Below are 19447 nucleotides of genomic sequence, written 5' to 3'. Positions count from 1 at the left end.
CGATATGAAGATCATCCTGACTCAGGAAGTGTCCGGCCTCGGTGCCCCGGGCGACATCGTCGAGGTCAAGGACGGCTTCGGCCGTAACTACCTGCTGCCGCAGGGCTTCGCGATCGCCTGGACCAAGGGCGCGGAAAAGCAGGTCACGGTCATCAAGCGGGCCCGCTCGGCCCGCGAGATCCGCGACCTCGACCACGCCAACGAGGTCAAGGGCCAGCTCGAGGGTCTCAAGGTCAACCTGAAGGCCCGCGCCGGCGACGGCGGGCGGCTCTTCGGCTCGGTCACCTCGGCCGAGATCGTCGACGCCGTCAAGGGCGCTGGCGGTCCGGTCCTCGACCGTCGCCGGCTGGAGGTGCCCGGTCACATCAAGTCGACCGGCACCTACCCGGTGAAGATCAAGCTGCACCCCGAGGTCACCGCGTCGTTCAACCTGAACGTCGTTCAGGGCTGACGACCCGCCGGACCACGACGAAGGCCCGCACCGAGCGATCGGTGCGGGCCTTCGCGCATCCGCCACACGCGGGCCGACCCGGCCGGGCTCAGCCGATCGGTTGACCGGTCACCGCGCTGATCAGCACCGTGGACAGACCACCACCGACCACCGCCGCGGCGAGCGCGATCGTCGCCGACCGCCACGTCGTGCCGACCCGCCGCAGCAGCGCCGCCACCACCAGGCTGCTCACCAGCGCCAACCCGAAACGCGGCGAGCCGGCGAGCAACGACTCCAACGCACGGGACCGTGCGGAGTCGCAGCCGCCCCCACTGATGTCGGTGACACAACCGGCCGGCGCCTGTCCGTCCAGCGTCAGCAACCACAGGAAGATCAGCACAGCCGGCACCACATAGCAGGCGGTGGTGTACAGCAGCGGCCGGACCGACCCGCCCGGATCGGGGTCGAGGAGATCGTCCTCCAGTCGCCGCGCCCATCCGCCCGTCGCCACCGACTCGACCCGCCGCCGCACCGAAGCCGTACCGACCGGTGACCGGTCCGCCCGACGCACGGCACCGGAAGGGGGTACGGGAGCACTGCGCGGTCGTGGAGCGGTGTAACCCACCACCGGCGACCGGGGCGCCGACGTCGTCGTACTGTCCATCCACCGCGGATCGTCGCCGGACAACCGCGTACCGGGCCAGAAACCGCTGTCCCGGCTCGGCCATCCCTCCGTCAGGCGGTCCGAGCGGGGTGGCAGCGTCCGGTCCCACTGATCGTCCTCGACCGCGGACCGCTCCCACTGGCCGGTGCGGTCCGACCGCTCCCAACCACCGACACTCTCTCCCTGTGACCACTGCCCGCTCAGGTCCGTGGTGTCCGGGCCGGGTGGCGGCCACGCGTGCACACCCGACGCGTCCCACGGGTCCACCGCGGGCGCGTACGACGGATCCGGCTCCGTCGGCCGCTCCGACCCGCGTTCCCACGGATCGACCGCCGGACGCGTCCACGACTCCTCAGCCGCGCGCCGGCTGCGCCGCGTCGGTCGGCTCACCTCCGGACGAGACGTCGCCTCGGCCGAGCCGGCCTCCAGGTCCCCACCGGACCAGATCACCTGCGGGCGACCGGCCGGCGCGCGACGGGGACGACGGTCGGCGGCCGCGCCGGAGACCGGCTCCTCCTGCGCCGAGTCGGCGCGTCGACGGCCCGCGTAGCCCTGCTCCTGGGGACGGTCGAGCGTCCACTCCCGGGTGTGGTCCGAATCCGGACCCGCGCCGATCGCCGGCTGCGCACGCCACGCGCTCGCACTGATCGCCGGCTGCTCGCGCCGACCACTCGCGTCGGCCCGCCGCCGGCCTGTCGTCTCGGCACTGCGCCAACCGGCACCCGAACTCGGGCGCTCGACCTCGGCCTCGTCCTCGTCGGGCGCGGCGTGCCGGCCACCACCGTCGGCGCGCTGGACGCCCGATTCCAGCGCCCACCGCGGCAGGTAGGCGTCGACCGGTTCGTCCTGCCCACGGTCCCGCGCACGCCGCCGGCTGGAGGTGCGGTAACGCCCGTCCTCGTCGTACGGATCGGCCGGAGCGGGCAGCGCGGGCTGACCCCACGAGGCGGTTGACGGACGCTCCCGCGGGCTGCCCTCCCCGCGTCCCCAGTCCCGGTAACTCACGGCCGGAGTGTGACCCTTCTGAACCCAAAGCGTGATCCGCTGTCCAGGTGTAGCCGTTCGCTGGAGATAGTACGGGAAGATCGTGTAAAAGAACCGACCGAAATATTCTCCTCCACAGGGTGGGGACCGCATATCACCAGGTCAACGACCTGCGGCCGAGAATTCCCCAGCGGTTGTCCACAGGCTGTGCACACCCTGCGCACATGCTCGTCCACCGGCGTCCACAGGTTGTCCCGAGGCTCGTCCACCGTGCTTGTTGAGTCGCTGACCTCGGGGTCCGTATGGTTGGCCCTCGACCGCCGGCGCGATGGCCCCCGATCGACCGGTTCGGTCGGAAGAACTGTCGCACCCGGGCGGTAGAGCTGGGACGGATCCGACGCAGTGGAGGGGGGACCGGGTGTCGGTCACCGACGACATGCGGGCGGAGGCCCGGTCCGGCAACGGCCAACCGCCCGTGCAGCGGGACGGCGGGTTCGACAAGACGCCACCCCAGGACGTCGCTGCCGAGCAGTGCGTCCTCGGCGGCATGCTGCTCTCCAAGGACGCGATCGCCGACGTCGTCGAGATCCTCAAGACCAACGACTTCTACCGGCCGGTGCACGCCACCATCTTCGACACCATCCTCGACATCTACGGTCGGGGTGAGCCGGCAGACTCGATCACCGTCGCGGCGGCGCTCGCCGACTCCGGTGACCTCGTCCGCATCGGCGGAGCACCGTACCTGCACACCCTCATCGCCAGCGTGCCCACCGCCGCGAACGCGGCGTACTACGCGCGCATCGTCAGCGAGCGTGCCGTGCTGCGCCGGCTCGTGGAGGCCGGCACCAAAATCGTTCAGCTGGGCTATGGCACCGCCAACGGCGGCAGTCGAGATGTCGACGACATCGTCGACCTCGCCCAGCAGGCCGTCTACGACGTGACCGAACGCCGGGTCAGCGAGGACTTCGCGGTCCTGGCCGACATGCTCCAGCCGACGCTCGACGAGATCGAGGCGGTGGGCGCGCAGGGCGGCGTGATGACGGGCGTGCCGACCGGCTTCAGTGACCTGGACCGTCTGCTCAACGGCCTGCACGCGGGGCAGCTCGTGATCGTTGCCGGCCGGCCGGGATTGGGCAAATCGACCGCAAGTATGGACTTTGCTCGAAATGCGGCTATTAGGGCAAATCAGGCGGCCGCCATCTTCTCGCTGGAAATGAGCAAGGTCGAGATCGTCATGCGACTGCTCTCGGCCGAGGCGCGGGTGCCGCTGCACGTGCTGCGCAGCGGCCAGCTCTCCGACGACGACTGGACCAAGCTGGCCCGCTGCATGGGTGAGATCAGCGAGGCGCCGCTGTTCGTCGACGACACGCCGAGCATGAACCTGATGGAGATCCGCGCGAAGGCCCGCCGACTCAAGCAGCGGCACGACCTCAAGATGATCGTGGTCGACTACCTCCAGCTGATGACCTCGCCGAAGCGCACGGAGAGCCGGCAGCAGGAGGTCGCCGACCTCTCCCGTGGCCTCAAGCTGCTGGCGAAGGAGGTCGAGTGCCCGGTCATCGCGGTGAGTCAGCTGAACCGTGGCCCGGAGCAGCGCACCGACAAGCGCCCACAGCTGTCCGACTTGCGTGAATCGGGATGTCTCACTGCGGACACCCGGGTCGTTCGAGCGGACAACAACGCGGAGATCACGCTCGGCGAACTGCTGTCGAACCGGACGAAAGACATTCCGGTCTGGGCCCTGGACGAGAGCCTTCGCTACACCCCCCGCACCATGACCCATGTCTTCCCGAGCGGCACGCGCGAGGTGTTCCGGTTGACGCTGGCGTCAGGAAAGCAGATCGACGCAACGGCGAATCATCCCTTCCTCGCCTTCACCGGCTGGGTACCGCTCGGTGAACTGGCACCGGGAGACCGGATCGCAACGCCACGACACCTGCCACCCCCGATGGCGATCCGCCCGTGGGCCGATCCGGAGGTCGTCATGCTGGCGCATCTGCTGGGCGACGGCTCCTTCGTGCGACGCCAACCGATTCGCTACGCCAGCCGGGACGAGCTGAACCTGCAGGCGGTGACGGAGGCGGCGAAACATTTCGGCATTACAGCCATGCGTGACGACTACGCGTCGGCGAGGGTGACCACCCTGCGGCTGCCTGCACCATTCCGGCTGGCTCGAGGCCGACGTAACCCGATAGCGGAATGGTTGGACGGCTTGGGCCTCTTCGGTCTGCGCTCGCACGAGAAGTTCATCCCGTCCTCAGTCTTCGGACTTCCGAAGGAGCAGGTGACCGTCTTCCTGCGGCATCTCTGGGCCACCGACGGCTCGGTCACCGTGAACAGTTCAGGTCGCGGCGGACGGGTCTACTTTTCGTCCACGAGTCGGCGAATGTTGGAGGACATCTCAAGGCTGCTTCTGAGGTACGGCATCACTGCCCGTCTCCGGGCGGTGCCGGTGGTAGGCCACCGTCCTCAGTACACCCTCGACATCTCCGGCCGGGACGATCAGTTGAGGTTCTTGCGTGAGATCGGAGTCCACGGCCAGCGGGCGGAGGGTTGTGCTGTTCTGCTTGCCGCCTTGGAGTCGACGGAGAGCAACACAAACGTCGACACGGTCCCCCGCGAGGTCTGGTCCAAGGTCAAAGAGATCCTGGTCGAGCAGGGGATGTCCCACCGTGAGTTCGCGAAGGCCATCGGCACCCAGTTTTGCGGCAGCACGCTCTGGAAGCACGCGCCCAGCCGCTCTCGGCTCGCCGCGGTTGCCGCAGTGCTCGACTCCGCCGACCTCGACCTGCACGCGACCAACGACATCTTCTGGGACTCGATCGTGTCCATCGAGCCGATCGGTGAGCAGGAGGTGTTCGACGCGACGGTGCTCGGTACACACAACTTCGTGGCGAACGGCATCGCGACCCACAACTCGATCGAGCAGGATGCTGACGTTGTCATCCTGCTGCACCGCGACGACTACTACGACAAGGAGTCACCGCGGGCCGGGGAAGCGGACTTTATTGTTGCTAAGCATCGAAATGGACCAACCGACACGGTGACGGTCGCAGCCCAGCTGCACCTGTCGCGGTTCGTGGACATGGCCATCGGCTGATCGGCGTCGTCGGCGCACCGTGCGGCTTGCCAATCCGCCGACGGCTGAATCGCCAGAAGACAGGCATCACCCCAGGCTGAGGCCGTGCTTCTCAAGAGCGGCCTGGATGATGTCGAGCGCCTTCGGGCCCATGCCGTGCAGTGCGGCCAGTTCCCGGCGGGGCACCCCGGCCAGCTCGCGCAGCGTCGTGTAACCGGCGTCGTGCAGGGCGCGCGTGGCCGGCGCACCGACCTTCGGCAGCATGTCGGTTGACGGATCCATGCCCCCATGGTTCATCACGTCACCCCAGCAGGGGGAACCAGCCCGCCGCCTCGCCCAACTCCAGCCGGTCCCGATCGGTCAGGGAGACACGGCCGGTCGCCTTCAACAGGAACTCCTGGTCGTCCCACGAGGCAGGGCGAACCGCGTCGTCGCTCAACAGGCCATCCAGCGTGGACGTCGCCACGCCCACCGCCAACGGTCCGGGTGGCGGCGCGGCCGGCAGCTCCGGCGTGAGGTCCAGGTGGTGCACCACGGCCTCGGTGGTCAGGGTGGCCAGGAGATCGGGTACGCGCAGCACATGACCCTGTGTGGTCACGTACCCCCCGGGGTCCGCGAATCCGGCGGCGCGGACCGCTGCCGGGGCGGTCTGTCGCCACAGCTGGACGATCGCGGTCGGCCGGTCGAAGGCGGACGCCGACCGCCGGATCCACCAGGCGTGCCGGGCTGCCTGTTCGTCGCCGCCCGGGAAGCCGCGCCAGTAGGAGACGTCGTCCACGTCGGCGGGACCGTCGACCGGACTGGCCAGGGCCACCAGTGCCCGCTGGGCGTCGCCGAGCACGTGCAGGAGCAGGTCGGCGACGAGCCAGCCCTGGCATCGGGTGGCCCGTTGCAGGTCAGCGTCGTCGAGGGCGTCGACCACGGCGGTGATGCCGTCGTACGCCTCGGCGAGGGCCTCGTCGTGCCGGGTGGCGGTCATGCGATGCAGCCTCGCACGGACCGCCGTGCCAGCCAATCACTCGCGGCGTTGCCCGGGTCGACGTGGATCGACCCGGGCAGGAGTCTCGACCGGGCTCAGCCGAACATCTCGTCGAGGAAGCTCTTGCGCTTCTTGTGCCGGTAGTGGCCGTGGTAGCCGTAGTGCTGCTGCTGGTGGCCGTAGGCAGGCGCCGGCGGGTAGCCGTGCGCGGGCGGTGGGGGCGGCGGTGGCGGGACGGCGCCGTAACCGGGCTGGTGCTGGGCGGGCGGCGGCGGGGGTGGGGGCGCGTAACCGCCTGGCTGCTGTGCCGGCGCGGTCGGCCCGGCCTGTTGGCGACTCCAGTTGGCCTCTGCCTCGAACAGCTTCTCGAGCTCGCCGCGATCGAGGAAGATGCCCCGGCACTCGCCACACTGGTCGATGACGACGCCGCTGCGCTCGTACTGGCGCATCTCGCCGCGACACTTGGGACAGATGAGGTCACTCATCACCCGACGGTACCCGGTCGACCTAAGCGATTGCTGTGAGCGCCTCGATGACTTCGTCGTCGGAGACCTCGTGGAAGTCGTCGTAGTAGACGCTCACCGATCCGAACTCCGGCGGGCGTTGGGCACAGATGACCTGGTCGGCCTCGGCGGCCAGCAGTTCGTACGCCTCCTGAGCGCCGACCGGCACGGCCACCACCACGCGGCGGGCGCCGAGCCGGCGGGCGACCTCGACGGCGGCACGGGCGGTCGCGCCGGTGGCCAGACCGTCGTCGACGATCACGGCGACGCGTCCGGTGAGGTCCAGCGGTGGACGACCACCCCGGTAGAGCCGTTCGCGGCGTTTCAACTCGTCCTGTTCGCGGCGGCTGACCTCGGCGATGTCGTCGCTGCTGAGGCGGCTGGCGATCGCGTCGTTGAGCACCTGCACGCCACCGGGGCCGAGCGCGCCGAAGGCGACCTCCCGCGCCCAGGGCATGCCGAGCTTGCGGACGACCAGCACGTCCAGCGGGACGCCGAGCCGTTCGGCGACGACCCGGGCCACCGGTACGCCGCCGCGGACCAGACCGAGGACGACGGCGTCCGGGTCACCGACCAGGGCGGTGAGCCGCTCGGCGAGCACCCGGCCCGCCTCGGCGCGGTCGCGGTAGGTGGTCATACCTTCAGGTGTACGCCGTGCGACGTCGTTTCGCCCGCCGGTTACGCCGATGTGGCCCGACCGGGCAGGTGCTCGGGCGTCGGGGTGGTCGGTGTGGTCTCCGGGCGGTGCAGGGCGGGTGCCCAGACGAGCAGGGCCACCGGGTAGAGCAGGTAACCGAACCGGGTGGAGGGCATGAGGGCGATCGCGGCGAGTAGCCCGTACCCACAGATCGCGGCGGTGGTCGCGGCGGTGCCGGGCGGGCGGCGGGCGAGCCGGACGGCGATGGCCGCACCGGCCGCGACCAGGAGGCCGGCGGCGATCAGCCGGCCTCCGGGCAGGGCGGTGGCGATCAGATGGCCGGGGAACGGGGACTGCGCCGGGCTGGTGACCAGGCCGTGGCCGAGTGGGAAACGCAGCACGTTCTCGGTGAGAGCACCGCGGTCGACGAGCAACGCCGGGAGCAGGGCGAGCACCGGCAACCCGATCGCACCGGCCGCGACCCGGACTCCGGCTCGCCGGGTCAGACCCCAGACGATCAGGACCAGGGCGATCGGCCAGGCGAACAGCTTCAGCGCACCGGCCAGTCCCACCGCGAGGCCGGCCCGTCCCGGCCGTCCGGCCGCGGCGAGTGCGAGGGCCAGCAGGCAGAGCCCGAGTACGGGTAGGTCGTCGCCGCCGGTGGCCAGGGTCAGCGCGCAGACGGGCAGGACGGTGGCGGCTTGCACTCCCCGCAGCAGGGCGGCGTCGCGTCGCTGGGCCGGGCTGCCGGTGGCGGGCGCGGCGCGTAGCGCGGCCACGGCCAGGGCGAGCGCCAGCGCGGTGCCCAGCGCGAACCAGACGCGGGCGTCGGTCCACCAGACGTCGACGAGGGCCCGGGGCAGGCCGAACATCGCCATGCCCGGCTGGTACGGCGTGTATCCGAGCAGTTGTTCACCGGGCGGCAGGGCGGCGATCGCGTCCCGACCGAGGTACGGCGTGCCGTGGTCGAGCAGTCGGATGCCGGCCTGTTCGACGACCAGCACTTCTTCCTGTGCCCGGTCGGTGCGTCCGCTGGCCCGTTCGATGCTCTGCCAGAGCACGGGCACCAGCGCGGTGGTCACCCAGGCGAAGCCGGTCACCACCCAGCGGGATGCGAGACCGGCCAGCCGGGGGCTACGGCGGCGCACCATGAGCTGGACGACCACCGCCAGCGTCGCGACCAGGTAGCCGGCGGCGGCGATGGCACCCCAGGCGCGGTGCGGCAGGAGGGTCGACGTGGCTGCGGTGATCGCCGCGAAGAGCGCCGACACGGCGTAGAGACCCAGGTCGAGGGCGAGTCCGTCGGCGGCGGCGTCGAGCGTCCGCCAGCGTCGGTGGCGGGCGGTCGGGGCGTCGGCGGTCACGGCCGCCAGTCTGGCAGATCCCGCTGCTCACCCAGCTGGCCGTCTGGCCGCAGCTGGTCGGGGCGCGGGCGCCCCGGTCAGGCCGGGAGGTGGCGGTCGGGGCGGGAGCGACCGGCCTGGCGGCGGCTCTGGTTGAGGCGGATCACCGCGCCCGTGTCGTGCAGCGGCGGCGCCAGAGTCCCGGGTTGGCCACCCGAGCCACGCTGCAACGCGGCGAGCAGGGTCCCGGCGGGCATCGGTCGGGCGAACAGGTGGCCCTGACCGGCCGAGCAGCCCAGCTCCCAGAGGGCCCGCCGCTGCGGTTCGCTCTCCACCCCTTCGGCGACCACCGCCAGGTCGAGGCTGCGGCCCAGGTCGAGGGTGGAACGGATGACGGCTGCGGCTTCGGCGGAACTCTCCATGGTCGTGACGAAGCTGCGGTCGATCTTCAATTCGTGCACGGGTATCCGGGAGAGCAGCGAGAGTGAGGAGTAGCCGGTGCCGAAGTCGTCCAGCGCCAACCGGACGCCCTCGTCGCGGAGCCGGCTGAGCACCCGGTCGACCACGTCGAGTTGGCTGAGCGTCAACGTCTCGGTCAGCTCCAGCACCAGCCGCTCGGGCGGCAGGTCGTGGGCGCGCAGCCGGGCCAGCACCGAGCCGGGGAAACGTGCGTCGAGCAGGCTGCGCGGCGAGACGTTGACCGCCACCGGCACGTCGAAGCCGGCGTCACGCCAGTCGGCGGCGGCGATCAGTGCCTGGTCGAGGATCGCCTCTGCGAAGGCGGGCAGCATGCCCGAGCGTTCCACCGCCTCCAGGAAGCGCAGCGGATCGATCAGCCCGTGGGTGGGATGGTGCCAGCGGGCCAGCGCCTCGGCGCTGGTCACCTCACCGGTGCCCAGGTCGACGATCGGTTGGAAGTTGACGATGAACTCGTGGTCGGCGACCGCGCGGGGCAGATCACCGCCGAGGGTGAGGCGGTTGAGATCGGCGGTGTCCCGGGTCGGCGCGTACGTGGAGATCCGCTGTCCGGCGCGCTTCGCCTGGTACATCGCCACGTCCGCGCGGCGCAGCAGCTCGGGCATGCCACCGCTGGCCGGGGCCACGGAGATCCCCCCGCTGGCCTCGACGCTGATCCGCATGCCGTCCAGCTCGAACGGCTCGTGCAGGGCGGCCAGCAGCGTCTCGGCCCGGTGCGCGGCCACCGCCGGGGCGGGTAGCCCGCGCAGGAGTACGGCGAATTCGTCGCCGCCGAGGCGGGCCACCAGGTCACTCGACTGGGCGGCCCCGCGCAGCCGGTCGGCGACCTGGACCAGCACCTGGTCGCCGGCAGCGTGGCCGAGGGTGTCGTTGACCTCCTTGAAATGGTTGAGGTCGATCAGCACCAGAGCTGTCACCCCGTCGGCGTGCCGGGCACTGAGCTGCTCGGTGCCCTGATCGAGCAGCTGCCGTCGGTTCGCGAGGTCGGTGAGGGCGTCGTGCGCGGCGGCGTACGCATGCTCGTCGGCCACCCGGGCCAGCTCGGCGTACGCCTGCGCGTTACGGACCGCCGTGCAGAGCGCCGAGGCGAAGGTCCGCAGCGTGTACTGCTCCCGCTCGGACAGCTGCACCGGCCCACGGAAGCGCAGGCGCAGGACGCCGACGTCGACGGAGCGGTCGTGGCCCTCCAGCGGGGTGGGCACGACGGTGCCGTCCACCTCGGTGGCGGTGTCGGTCGGCCCGTCGAAGGTGATGCCACCGGTGGCGCCCCGGACGGTCCGACCGCCGTTGCGCAGCTCGATCTCGACCTCGTCGGCGGAGAACAGTTCGGCGGCCTGGGTGACGGCGGTGGTCAGCACGTTGTCCAGGTCGACCACGTTGAGCGCGTCGGTGGTGCGGGCGAGGCGCTGCCACGCCTGCTGCTCGGTGCGGCCACGGATGCGTGCGGAGTAGGCGAGGTGCAGGCTCAGGACCAAAGGTGGCACGGCAAGCAGCAAGCGGGGTTCCGCTTGGAGGATGACCAGGGTGAAGGCGGCGACCACGAAGCGTACGGCGAAGCCTGCGAGCCGAAGGTCGAGGTTGGCCCGGAACTGCCTTCCGATGCTCGTCCGGGAGGCCAGCGCGATGACCGGGATGGCGAGCAGATCGTCCAGGAGAGCCGCAACCACGTAGGCCAGTGCCAGCGGCACGACCAACGAGGACAGCTCCGGTGGGGGCCAGGTCCACGTCGTCATCGCCAGCGTCGTGCCGGCCCCCCAGGCGACGATGACGTTCTTTCCGACCCCGAAGGCCAGCTTCATCGGCGAGAGGCGAAGTGAGGCGAGGGCAATGCCGACCGCTGTGCTGAGGACCACGACGGAAGTCGGCGCGATGGCCGCACCGACGATGATGGCCGTCTCGTTCCAGCTGATCGACTGGGTGGTGGACCGGATGCGCACTCTGGCCTTGACGAGTGTCCCCAGAGCGATCGTGAGGGTGAGCATGACGAGTACCGCCACGTCGTTCACCGTCGCCGACCTCGCCGAAATCAGCGCAGCCGGCAGTGAGGTTCCGATCACGGTTGCCGCGCTAACGACGACGAGACCGACGAGCAGCAGCAGCCGCCGATCGGTCTCAGTCTCGCGTCGCTGAGGAAGGGTCACGCCACTCCCGAGGGGCTATCTCAGTGCCCGCAGCCTACTCTCGTCGGGCTTCGGTTGCCCCGGGTAAACCTTCAGTTCCAGTCGGTGCCGCGCATCGCAATCCCCTCTCACTGCCAAGTCGACCTATCCGCGGTGCGGGGTCTTCCTACGAAAGGCAGCTTAAGAGGACGAAGGGCGATTTAGTTAGAATAAATGTCGCTATGCGCAATATTAGTCAAGATGGCACCGTTATATCACGTTGTGTCCACATGTCCTGAGCGGAGTGCGGTCAGGGCTTCTGCTGTGACCCCCCGGGTGTCGGCTGACCAGCTAGCGGCATTGCTCGAACATTGTGGTCGCGTTATTCCCACAGTCTGGAGGCTCTCCCCGAGATGACTCATCCGGGGTTCGGTCAGAAGCGAGGACGGGCGACGTTGGTGGGGCCCGATTGGTTGCCTGACGAGCGGATTGTCGTCCCGCCATCTGACGATGTCGGGGCGTTGTCCGTCAAGCGGACCTCGGTGTGCAACTTGCTGCTCACACACCGCAACATCGTGACCGTGTGGGATTTGGTCCGAAGTCGAGACTCGCGAAGGCTGCCCCACCGACGGTCGAGTCGGGCCGTACGCTTCGTTGCGTGACTGATTGAATACCCCGCGACGGCTGGAGTAGGGACGGTGGAGATTCGGCTTCTGGGTGGCCTTTCCGCGCGACTCCCAAGCGGCGTGTTGCACATGGGCACTCCCAAGCAGCAGGCAATCTTCGCAATGCTCGCGGTGCAACCCGGCCAACTGGTGAGCGTGGACGAACTCGTCGATGAGTTATGGCCCGACCGTCCCCCGCGATCCGCGGTGCCGAATGTGCGGACGTACGCCGCCAATCTGCGTCGAGGCTTTGAGGCATTGCAGCCCGGGCGTGGGGCTATCGTGCGGCAGCGGAACGGCTATCGACTCGACCTGCCGCCGCAGCTGATTGACGTCTTTTGTTTCGAGTCGGAGCAGAGCTCGGGTCGGCGGGCGCTGGCGGTCGGCGACCTGGGTCAGGCCGGCCGGCTGTTGGGCCGGGCCCTGGCCCGGTGGGAGGGACCGATGCTCGCCGGTCTCCCGCTGGGGCCCGTGCTGGCGGCGCGAACCGTCGGGGTCGAAGAGGAGCGACTGTTGGCGGTGGAACTCCTCGCCGAGGTCCACCTCCGGGCTGGACGGGGTGACCTCGCGATCCCGTCACTGCGGGAGCTCGCTGCCCGACATCCGCTGCGCGAGCAGACCCATCTCCTTCTCATGCGGGCTCTGCGCGAGCATGGCGACGGCGCGGCGGCGCTCGTCGTGTACGACGAGATTCGCCAGCGCCTGATCACCGAGTTGGGGGTGAGTCCGGCGGCCACCCTTGAGGCACTGCGCCGCCGGATCCTCGCCGAGATGCCGAACCGCGCGGCAGCCGTCGTCCGGGGCGAGAGCGCGGTGCGACACGCGCCCGCGCCCGGCTCGACAGGCGCTTCGGCAGTCGGGCGCAGACCTCCAACCACCCCGGTGGACCATCTGCCCCGCTCGGTCACCGACTTCGTCGGTCGCGAGGCCGTGGTGGCACGGCTGTTGTCGGAGACACGGCGGGTCGAGGATCGTGTCCCGGTCGTGCACGTCATCGACGGGATGGCCGGTAGCGGCAAGACGACGCTCGCCGTGCACCTGGCCCGCCGATTGAGCGACCGGTACCCGGACGCCCGCTTGTATCTCGACCTGCGTGGGCACGGTGAGAAGGATCTGGTGGAACCGGCGGCAGCCCTGGTCGTCCTGCTCCGCCAGCTCGGGGTGCCGTCCGAGCGGATGCCCGTCGAACTCGACGAGAGGATGGAACTCTGGCGGCGCGAGCTGGCCCGCCGGAAGTCGGTGATCATCCTCGACAACGCCGCCAGCAGCGACCAGATCCTTCCGCTCCTGCCGGTCGAGCCGACCGCGGTCGTGCTGGTGACGTCGCGACGGCGACTCACCCACCCTGATCTCGGGGCGTCGCAGACCCTGCCGGTCATGTCCTCCGGGGAGGGCGTCGAGCTGTTGGCCCTGAGCGTGGGCCGCGAACGGGTCGACGCCGAGCTGGAAGCAGCGCTCGAGGTGGTCCGGCGGTGCGGCCACCTGCCGCTGGCGATCCGGTTGGCGGGTGCCCGGCTCTCGCACCGACATGGTTGGCGATTGGCGGATCTCGCGGCACAGATGGCGGGTCCGACGTCGGTTCTCCCTCATCTGGGCGGGGAGAACAGTACGGTCACCGGTGCCTTCGCCGCCTCCTACGAGCCGCTACCCGAGCCGACCAAGCGGGTCTTCCGCTTCCTGGGCCTGTATCCGGGTAACCGACTGAGCCCGCCCGCCGTCGCGGCACTGACCGGACTGACGGTGGCGAAAGCGCGTGCGGCGCTCGACGAGCTCACCGATCGGCACCTGGTGGAGGACCTGGACGCGACTCACTATCGGCTGCACGATCTCATGCGCCAGTACGCCGTCGAGATGTGCTCGCACATCGATTCCGCGGCCGAGCGGCAGGTCGCGCTGGGACAGTTGTTCGATTTCGTGCTGGCGGCCACGCTGCGGATCGCCGAGACGCTCGAATCGGGCGTGATCGGCTCTCAGCTCACCCGCCTGCCGATCGACCGTCCCGAGCTTCTCGCGTCCATCGGGGAACCGAGCGTGGAGTGGCTGGAAACCCACCGAACCGATTTGGTGGCGATGGTGTCGGCAGCGCGGGAGTCCGGCTTTTACGAACACGCTTGGCGGCTGGCGCGATCGCTGTGGCGCTTCTGCTACATCAGGGGGTATTTCGAGGACATCGTACGAGCGCACCAGGACGGACTGATCGCCGCGGAGGCGACCGGGGACGTCGACGCCATGGGACTGATGAACAACTACCTGGCCTCCGCGTACGTCCGTACCGGTGACAAGCAGAGCACACTCGACTACCTGTCCCGCGCCGTCGAACACTTCCACCGGTCCGGGAATGCTCTGGGTGCCGCGCGATCCCGCGCCAACCTCGCCGCCGTCTATCTGTGGAGCGGCCACCTCAACGAGGCGGTGACACTTGGTTTCGAATGCCTGCGCGACACGGTGTACGGAAATGAGGGGACACCGATACTGCTGCCGAATCTAGGCCTGGCGCTCATGGGCCTGGGACGCCACGCGGAAGCATTACGGTTGCATCGCCTACACCTGGCGTGGGCACGGATCAATTCCGACGATTTCCACATGCTCAATGCACTCAGTCACATCGGCTCGGTACGCACCCGCATGGGTGATCTTCCCCAGGCGATCCGGATCCTCAACAGCTCATTGGCGGTGCGTGACCGCACCGGTCACAGATACGCCGAGGCCGAGGTTCGCATCGATCTCGGAATCGCCTATCGCGGTCTCGGGCGGCTGGTCGAGGCGCAGCAGCAACATGAGTCTGCCCGGCATCTCGCTGCCGAGGTCGGCGAACGGCACATCGAGGCCGTGGCGTTGAACGAGCTGGGCAGCACGTTGCGGGCACGTGGGCGGGACGGCGAGGCGGCCGAGATGCACCGCGAGGCCCTGCGGTTGGCGACCCGGATCACACACCCGCACGAGCAGGGGCGGGCACTGGCCGGGCTGGCCGAACACTTCGCCAGCGTCGATCCGGCCGAGGCCAGGCGGCACTGGGAACGGGCGCTCGCGATCTTCCGCCGGATGGGTGTGCCGGAACGCCTCGACGTGGAGCGTCGCCTCGCCGGGCTGGACGACGGAACAGGCTCCTGACCTGGCCGCCTGTCGCTTATCGATTTCTTATCGCCGGGCTCGGTAGCTTTTCCAGCGTGTCGACGAACGGGGGAGGTTCTGCCCCTGGGCAGAACCAGGTCGTCGAGACAGCCCGTCACCGGGTCACCCCCCAGCGACTCCGGTGACGGGTCCGGCCAGGAAGGGGTGACGGTCCAGTGGATGCGCCGTCGTACCCGGCGAACTGCTGTGCCGTCGCCCCTTCCGAGCGCCCGCACGTCGTACCGCACCGATAGGCTCAGCGCCGTGACCGAACCCGCGCAGCTCAGCCACGTCGACCGTGCCGGTGCGGCCCGCATGGTCGATGTCTCCGCCAAGTCGGTGACCGGACGGCTGGCCGTCGCGGCGGGCCGTCTGCGCACCACCGAAGAGGTCATCGACCTGCTGCACCGGGACGGGTTGCCCAAGGGCGACGCGCTGGCGGTAGGCCGGCTCGCCGGAATCATGGGGGCCAAACGCACCCCGGAGCTGATCCCGCTCTGTCACCCGATCGCCCTGCACGGCGTCACCGTCGACCTGCACCTGACGGCCGACACCGTGGAGATCACCGCCACCGCCCGCACGGCGGACCGGACGGGAGTCGAGATGGAGGCGCTGACCGCCGTCGCCGTCGCCGGCCTCGCGCTTGTCGACATGGTCAAGGCGGTCGACCCGGCGGCCTCGGTGGAGGCGGTCCGGGTGCTGCGCAAGGAGGGCGGCAAGACCGGCGAGTGGGTGCGGCCGGAGGACCGGCCGTGATCCGGGCCCGGGTGATCGTGGCGTCCAACCGGGCGGCGGCCGGCGTCTACGCCGACACCAGCGGTCCGCTGCTCGTCGCAGGTCTGCGCGAGTTGGGCTGTCAGGTGGACGATCCGGTGGTGGTGCCCGACGGCGAGCCCGTCGGCGACGCTCTGCGGGAGGCCGTCAGCGACGGTGTCGACGTGGTGTTGACCAGCGGTGGCACCGGCGTCACGCCGTCCGACCGGACGCCGGACGTGACCCGGGCCCTGCTGGACTACGAGATACCCGGCATCGCCGAGGCGATCCGGTCACACAGTCGGGAGCGCGTACCCACCTCGGTGCTGTCCCGAGGGCTGGCCGGGGTGGCCGGCCGAACGCTGGTGGTCAACCTGCCCGGCTCGACGGGCGGGGCCCGCGACGGGCTGGCCGTGCTGGGGCCGATCCTCGTCCATACCGTCGACCAACTGCGCGGCGGCGACCACTGACCGCCCGCGCGGAGCTGGACCAACCGGCCCTGCCGCAGCGACCACCGACCGGCCCGCAGCCCGTCTCGCGTCGTCAGAGCGCGCCGGCTGTCCGTCCGTCCCGATAGGCTCGGTCGGTGCGAACGGAAACCACACCAACGGCGGCCCAGGTCGCCGCGCCCCCGCCGGCCGGGTGGGAGGAGGCGCGGTCCCGGGTGTACGCGGTAGGCCTGGCCGCCGCACTGCCCGCCACCGCCCGGCCGCTGGTCGACACCGACGGGCTCACCCTGGCCGAGCCCCTGACCACCCGCACCGACCTGCCCGCGTTCCCGACCTCCAGCGTGGACGGCTGGGCCGTCCGGGGTGACGGGCCGTGGCGGATCGTCGGCCGGGTACTGGCCGGCAACACTCCCGGGCCGCTCACCGACGACGGCACGACCGTCGAGATCGCGACCGGAGCCATGGTCCCGGAGGGCGCCAGCGCCGTGCTGCGCATCGAGGAGTCCACCGTCACCGACGGCCTGGTCAGCGGCACGCCCCGGCCCGCGCCGGAGTGGCGGCAGCCGGGCGAGGAGGCGTACGCCGATGAGGAGCTCCTGCCCGTCGGCACGCCGGTCGACCCGGCGGTGATCGGCCTGGCCGCCTCCTGCGGCCACGACACGCTGCGGGTGCGCCGCGCGCCGCGCGCCGCGCTGCTGGTCTTCGGCGACGAGTTGCTGACGGCGGGTCCGCCGGCGGCGGGTCGGGTGCGGGACGCGCTGGGCCCGGCGGTGCCGGCGTGGCTGCGGCGGTACGGGTGCCACGTTCGCCCCTCGGACGTGGTGGGGCCGGTGGCGGACACGCTGCCCGCGCACGTGGCGGCGCTGCGTACGGCGTTGACCAACGCCGACCTGGTCTGCACCACCGGCGGCACGATGCACGGTCCGGTCGACCATCTGCACCCGACCCTGGAGGCGCTGGGCGCCGACTACGTGGTCAACACGGTGGCGGTCCGGCCGGGCTTCCCGATGTTGCTGGCCCGGCTGGCCGACCCGGACGGGCGGGTCCGGTTCGTCGCCGGCCTGCCGGGCAATCCGCAGTCCGCCATCGTCGCGCTGGTGTCACTGGTCGCGCCGCTGCTCGCCGGGCTCCAAGGCCGCTCGATGCCGGTGTTGCCACACGCCACGTTGGTCGAGGCGGTGCCCGGGCGCGGTGACCACACCCACCTGGCGCTGGTTCGGCTGGACCGGACCGCCGGCACGGCGTACCCGGTGCGGCACGTCGGTTCGGCGATGCTGCGCGGCCTCGCGGGCGCCGACGGGTTCGCGGTCATCAGGCCGGGCACCAGCGGTGCGCAGGGCGACCGGGTGCCGATCGTGCCGCTGCCGTTGCTGCCCGGGGAGCGGGCGTCGTGACCGCGCCCGCGATCACCGTCGTCGAGGTCACCGATCGGCCCCTGGACCTCGCCGCCCACGAGGAGGCGGTCGCCGACCGTCGAGCCGGAGCGGTCGTCTCCTTTCAGGGCGTCGTCCGCGACCACGACCACGGGCGTGCGGTGGTGAGCCTGGACTACGAGGGGCACCCGAGCGCCGCGCAGGTGCTGCGCGAGGTCGCCGCCGAGATCGCGGCCGACCCCGACGTGTACGCGGTGGCGGTCTCGCACCGGGTCGGCCCGTTGGCCATCGGTGACGTGGCGCTTGTCGCCGCGGTGAGCACGGCGCACCGCGCCGCCGCGTTCACCGCGTGTGCCCGGCTGGTCGACGAGGCCAAGGCCCGGTTGCCGATCTGGAAGCGGCAGGTCTTCGCCGACGGCACCGAGGAGTGGGTCAACTGCCCCTGACCCGATCTAGCGACGGCCGTTGACCACGACCGCCCGGGCGAGTCGTTCGCCGTAGAACGCCGGCTCGGCTCCGGGCCGCCAGGGCAGGGCCGCGACAAGCACGATCAGGGCGAGAGCCAGCGAATTCTCCATCAGCGCCCCGAACAGGCCGTCCTGGTAGTGCGACACCTCCGGCAACTGGTGCTCGTACGGCCAGATGGGGGAGATGAGGAACAGCAGGTAGAGCCCGACTGCGGCGACGCCGTGCCGGAGCCCGGTCAGCGTGGGATACCAGATCGGGGGCCGAAGGGCGTTGAGGCCGCTCAGGCCACCGAACGTCGACCCCTGGCCGGTGCGCTGCGAGAGGCCCCTGCTCGCCTCGCGGCGCCGTACGGCGGCGTCGGCCAGCACGATGATCGCCGGGATCACCCAGACGAGGTGGTGCGTCCAGGAGATCGGGCTGATCACGTTCGCGGTCAGTCCGACGAGCGTGAACGCGGTCAACTCGTCGCCGTCGGCGCGTGAACTGGCCGCCCGGGACAGGCCCAGTGCCAGGATCAGCACCGAGAAGGCGAGCCAGAGCAGGCCGGGGGTCTCGATCGAGTCGTACAGGCGGGCCAGCAGGCCGGCGAGCGACTGGTTCGGCGTCATGTCGGCCGCTCCGACGCGCTCGGTCTGCCACAGCACGCTGCCGAAGTAGGTGCGTGATTCGTCGCCGACGATCGCGAAGGTCCCGATGGTCACGCCGATCGCGGTGCCGATCGCGGTGGCCGCCACCCGCCACTGCCGGGTGATCAGCAGGTAGGCGATGAACAGCGCCGGAGTGAGCTTGACGGCGGTGGCCAGGCCGATACCGGCACCCGCCCAGACGCCACCGTAGACGAAGCGCAGCAGCGGACCGTCCGTCGCGGCGTAGTGGGTGCCCCGACGGGAGCGCCACCGCAGCCCGATGAGGTCCGCCATGATCAGGGCGAAGAGCAGGAGGTTGACCTGGCCGTAGCCCAGGGTCTCGCGGCTGGGCTCGATGGCGACGGCGAGCGGGACGGCCAGGGCCACGGTGAACCACAGTGGCCACGCCAACCGGTCCACGATGGGGCGCAGCAGCCCGGCCAGCACCAGGGCCAGCGCGGCGATGCTGGCGAGGGCGTTGACCATCCCTGCCGCGCCGATCGGCAACTGTGCCATCGGCAACATGACGAGTCCGGCGAACGGCGGGTAGGTGAACCCGAGCGTGGTGCCGGGCGCGATGAACTCGTAGAGCTCGTGACCGCTCGCCCACCACACCACCGCGCCGTGGTAGATCTTCATGTCGAAGAAGTTGTACGGTCGCCCGAACTCGCCGATGGCGAGCCATGCGGCGTAGGCGACGGCGACCACGATGGCGCCCCGTACGACATTCCTGCGATCGATCCCCCGGGTCAAGCGTTGAACTGGGGCGAGGCGGTCCGCCCGTCTACCGACAGTCGTCGGCATGGC

Annotated in this window: 15 protein-coding genes; 7 read left to right on the top strand and 8 right to left on the bottom strand. The window is 70.5% G+C overall.

The window, feature by feature from the left end; translation table 11 throughout:
* Positions 1–4 precede the first annotated feature (4 nt).
* Positions 5–451, top strand: a complete 447-nt coding sequence (gene rplI / locus ACN269_RS19585) for a 50S ribosomal protein L9 (protein ID WP_007453817.1) — start codon at positions 5–7, stop codon at positions 449–451.
* Positions 452–539: 88 nt separating this feature from the next.
* Here rplI and ACN269_RS19580 read toward each other — a convergent pair whose 3' ends face one another.
* Positions 540–2099: a hypothetical protein gene (locus ACN269_RS19580; protein ID WP_421473789.1), complete on the bottom strand. Its 1560-nt coding sequence runs from the start codon at positions 2097–2099 to the stop codon at positions 540–542.
* Between the two features lie 415 nt (positions 2100–2514).
* Between ACN269_RS19580 and ACN269_RS19575 the strand changes: the two genes are divergently transcribed.
* On the top strand, positions 2515–5178 hold the full coding sequence (locus tag ACN269_RS19575) for a replicative DNA helicase (RefSeq protein WP_421476441.1): 2664 nt from the start codon (positions 2515–2517) through the stop codon (positions 5176–5178).
* A 66-nt stretch (positions 5179–5244) separates the two neighbouring features.
* On the opposite strand, the gene ACN269_RS19570 is transcribed toward ACN269_RS19575, so the two are convergent.
* The 6 genes from ACN269_RS19570 to ACN269_RS19545 form a co-directional block, all read right to left on the bottom strand.
* Complete coding sequence (locus ACN269_RS19570) at positions 5245–5439, bottom strand: DNA-binding protein (RefSeq protein WP_421473788.1); 195 nt, start codon at positions 5437–5439, stop codon at positions 5245–5247.
* A gap of 19 nt (positions 5440–5458) precedes the next feature.
* Positions 5459–6136, bottom strand: coding sequence for a maleylpyruvate isomerase N-terminal domain-containing protein (locus tag ACN269_RS19565; protein ID WP_421473787.1), 678 nt, complete (start codon positions 6134–6136; stop codon positions 5459–5461).
* Positions 6137–6231: 95 nt separating this feature from the next.
* Positions 6232–6621 (bottom strand): zf-TFIIB domain-containing protein, encoded by a 390-nt coding sequence (locus tag ACN269_RS19560; protein ID WP_421473786.1) that lies wholly within the window; start codon positions 6619–6621, stop codon positions 6232–6234.
* A 22-nt stretch (positions 6622–6643) separates the two neighbouring features.
* Positions 6644–7276, bottom strand: a complete 633-nt coding sequence (locus ACN269_RS19555) for a phosphoribosyltransferase (protein ID WP_421473785.1) — start codon at positions 7274–7276, stop codon at positions 6644–6646.
* Positions 7277–7317: 41 nt separating this feature from the next.
* On the bottom strand, positions 7318–8640 hold the full coding sequence (locus ACN269_RS19550; protein ID WP_421473784.1) for a glycosyltransferase 87 family protein: 1323 nt from the start codon (positions 8638–8640) through the stop codon (positions 7318–7320).
* A 77-nt stretch (positions 8641–8717) separates the two neighbouring features.
* The gene (locus ACN269_RS19545) at positions 8718–11237 is read right to left on the bottom strand and encodes a putative bifunctional diguanylate cyclase/phosphodiesterase (protein WP_421473783.1); all 2520 of its coding nucleotides are present in this window, start codon (positions 11235–11237) and stop codon (positions 8718–8720) included.
* A 905-nt stretch (positions 11238–12142) separates the two neighbouring features.
* On the opposite strand from ACN269_RS19545, the gene ACN269_RS19540 reads away from it, so the two are divergent.
* From ACN269_RS19540 to ACN269_RS19520, 5 genes are all read left to right on the top strand, one after another.
* The gene (locus ACN269_RS19540; protein WP_421473782.1) at positions 12143–14971 is read left to right on the top strand and encodes an ATP-binding protein; all 2829 of its coding nucleotides are present in this window, start codon (positions 12143–12145) and stop codon (positions 14969–14971) included.
* Between the two features lie 264 nt (positions 14972–15235).
* Positions 15236–15727, top strand: a complete 492-nt coding sequence (moaC, locus tag ACN269_RS19535; protein ID WP_421473781.1) for a cyclic pyranopterin monophosphate synthase MoaC — start codon at positions 15236–15238, stop codon at positions 15725–15727.
* Positions 15724–16194, top strand: coding sequence for a MogA/MoaB family molybdenum cofactor biosynthesis protein (locus tag ACN269_RS19530; protein ID WP_421473780.1), 471 nt, complete (start codon positions 15724–15726; stop codon positions 16192–16194). The genes moaC and ACN269_RS19530 overlap by 4 nt, the downstream gene beginning before the upstream one ends.
* Before the next feature lie 116 nt (positions 16195–16310).
* Positions 16311–17567, top strand: a complete 1257-nt coding sequence (locus ACN269_RS19525; RefSeq protein WP_421473779.1) for a molybdopterin molybdotransferase MoeA — start codon at positions 16311–16313, stop codon at positions 17565–17567.
* Positions 17564–17992, top strand: a complete 429-nt coding sequence (locus ACN269_RS19520) for a molybdenum cofactor biosynthesis protein MoaE (RefSeq protein WP_421473778.1) — start codon at positions 17564–17566, stop codon at positions 17990–17992. Before ACN269_RS19525 ends, ACN269_RS19520 begins: the two co-directional genes overlap by 4 nt.
* Positions 17993–17998: 6 nt before the next feature.
* Here ACN269_RS19520 and ACN269_RS19515 read toward each other — a convergent pair whose 3' ends face one another.
* Complete coding sequence (locus ACN269_RS19515) at positions 17999–19444, bottom strand: glycosyltransferase 87 family protein (protein WP_421473777.1); 1446 nt, start codon at positions 19442–19444, stop codon at positions 17999–18001.
* Positions 19445–19447 lie beyond the last annotated feature (3 nt).

It is taken from the genome of Micromonospora sp. WMMD736 (assembly GCF_049179015.1).
Taxonomy (GTDB): Bacteria; Actinomycetota; Actinomycetes; order Mycobacteriales; family Micromonosporaceae; genus Micromonospora.
The sequence above is the reverse complement of the archived record's forward strand: the minus strand, read 5'-3'. Positions and strand labels throughout refer to the sequence as shown.

Bases quoted from the DNA above. Each gene is read 5' to 3' on its own strand.
- rplI (WP_007453817.1), top strand. From the start codon at position 5: ATGAAGATCATCCTGACTCAGGAAGTGTCCGGCCTCGGTGCCCCGGGC.
- ACN269_RS19560 (WP_421473786.1), bottom strand. From the start codon at position 6,621: ATGAGTGACCTCATCTGTCCCAAGTGTCGCGGCGAGATGCGCCAGTAC.
- ACN269_RS19565 (WP_421473787.1), bottom strand. From the start codon at position 6,136: ATGACCGCCACCCGGCACGACGAGGCCCTCGCCGAGGCGTACGACGGC.
- ACN269_RS19575 (WP_421476441.1), top strand. From the start codon at position 2,515: ATGCGGGCGGAGGCCCGGTCCGGCAACGGCCAACCGCCCGTGCAGCGG.
- ACN269_RS19515 (WP_421473777.1), bottom strand. From the start codon at position 19,444: ATGCCGACGACTGTCGGTAGACGGGCGGACCGCCTCGCCCCAGTTCAA.
- ACN269_RS19570 (WP_421473788.1), bottom strand. From the start codon at position 5,439: ATGGATCCGTCAACCGACATGCTGCCGAAGGTCGGTGCGCCGGCCACG.
- ACN269_RS19555 (WP_421473785.1), bottom strand. From the start codon at position 7,276: ATGACCACCTACCGCGACCGCGCCGAGGCGGGCCGGGTGCTCGCCGAG.